Annotated in this window: 1 protein-coding gene; it reads right to left on the bottom strand. The window is 45.2% G+C overall.

What is annotated here, in order from left to right:
* Positions 1 to 290: 290 nt before the first annotated feature.
* On the bottom strand, positions 291 to 1178 hold the full coding sequence (locus R7040_RS24495) for a replication initiation protein (RefSeq protein WP_169629248.1): 888 nt from the start codon (positions 1176 to 1178) through the stop codon (positions 291 to 293).
* Between the last annotated feature and the right edge of the window lie 84 nt (positions 1179 to 1262).

Genomic DNA, 1262 nt, shown 5'->3' with positions numbered 1-1262 from the left:
AAGAGATAGCAATTTAGATGACCAGAGTTTACTTAAGAACTCATCAGATGTTGCGTCGGTTAGTACTATGTACCTAGGACTTAAATATAATTTCTGATTAGTAAGCATCTAAACAAAACACTAGCCTCAGCTAAAGCGAAAGAGCCCACTGTCGATTTTTATTTTGGAGGCTTGCCTTTGGTCGCGTCGAAATAGACGAGACCAAAGGCAAAGGGAATGCTTAAAGTTGGTCATGGACGCACGACGGACAAAATAGGCAACACGTTTTACCTTATTGTAGTTAGGTAAATTCATTCATCATTCCGTTTCCGATAATAAGTTGCTCGACTGATCCCCAAATCAAGCCAAGGTTTGGACTGTCTTGCTGAATCTATATTGATTTTTCTACCGCCACCTTTCGAAACCTTACCTCCTTTTGCTCCCTGTTTGGCTTGCCATGCGCTGAACGATGACAGGCTAAAGTGTTTGTGGGTCCACTTCGCTACGCTCTTTGCTGTATGTTTGACTTCGTTCTCTGACAATGGCTGTTTGAACTGCTGTTTGTTGTAACCCATTGCACGAGTAAAACAGGATTCAAACCACTGCTCGTAGTCTGGCCAACCCTGCCGAATCGCTTTGTAAGACCATTTAGAGAGGTATTCGAACAAATTGCAGTTACGCCCCAGACCATAGTCTGGAAGTCGCTTCTGGTTGTTGTACGCGCTTAAATCGAGGTAATCCGCTAACCAGTCCAGTGTGTATAGGTTATTTTCCCACGTAGAAACGCGCCAGTGAGCGTGTAACGGGTTTTTACATATAAGTCCCGCATAACCTATGTCCGCCCCTAATTTGTCGCGTAGTGCGCTTTCTACAGCTGCTGCATAGCGTAATGGTTTTGACTTTCCATCGGGTGCAGTACGGATCGATACTTCAAGCCCATAAATCAAATGGGCGTGTCCGTTTTCGGTGTTGGTTGCGATGATATTGGGCGCAGGAGCTCCTAAATCGTACCAATCCATTGTCGCTGTGGGCGTATCCACATCGAAAACTAACCAGTATTTATGAGTCGGTCCATTCGGCTGAATGTAGCGAGATTTCAAAGCGTGCTGAGCCTTAACGATGGACAAACCGTTCGTTAAATCGTCAGTGTGGTAGGGCTTTACAGGCAAACGCGCCTGAAAGAGCGCTAATTGGTTCAAATATCACCGCGCAGATGGCGGTTCAGTGGTTGTACTTGATGATCCATGTGTTAAACTCGCTTTAGGATTTATTCCTGAACCCTG

Source organism: Vibrio sp. 1069, from assembly GCF_033340555.1.
Note: the sequence above shows the minus strand (reverse complement) of the source record. Positions and strands in the feature narration are given on the sequence as shown.